Source organism: Lentzea miocenica, assembly GCF_033949945.1.
Lineage (GTDB): Bacteria > Actinomycetota > Actinomycetes > Mycobacteriales > Pseudonocardiaceae > Lentzea > Lentzea miocenica.
Genome location: NZ_JAXAVW010000110.1, coordinates 1 through 533 on the forward strand (window position 1 = coordinate 1; position 533 = coordinate 533).

Here is a 533-nt window from a genome sequence, read left to right on the forward strand (position 1 = left end):
ACGATCGCGAAGGTCGACTTCTACGCGGGTGACACGCTGATCGCGACGGACACCTCGGCTCCGTTCAGCGGCAGCTGGACCACGGCACCGGCGGGTGATCACCGCATCACCGCGAGGGCGTCCGACAACCGCGGCGCCACCACGACATCGGCACCCGCGATGGTCAAGGTGCTGGCCGGACCCGCCGTGCTGGCGACGCCGAGCACGCTCTCGGTCAAGCAGGGCTCGACGGCCACGTTCGACGTCTCGCTGGCCACGGCGCCGAGTCAGCCCGTCACCGTCACCCTCTCCCGCACCGGCAGCGCGGACCTGACGGCGGCGCCGACGACCCTGACGTTCACCGGCACCGCGAAGCAGACGGTCACGGTGACGTCGGCCGGCAACGGCGGCGAGCTCGCGACGGCCACGTTCACCGCTTCGGCGCCCGGCCACAACCCGGCGAGCGTCACGGTCAAGGAGATCGATCCGTCCACTTCGGACTTCAACAAGGCGTTCCTCGACCAGTACAACAAGATCAAGGACCCGGCGAGCGG

Annotated in this window: 1 protein-coding gene; it reads left to right on the plus strand. The window is 69.8% G+C overall.

The window, feature by feature from the left end; translation table 11 throughout:
• Nucleotides 1-533 (plus strand): Ig-like domain-containing protein (locus tag SK803_RS46425; protein WP_319972652.1); only part of this gene is annotated, 533 nt, incomplete at both ends.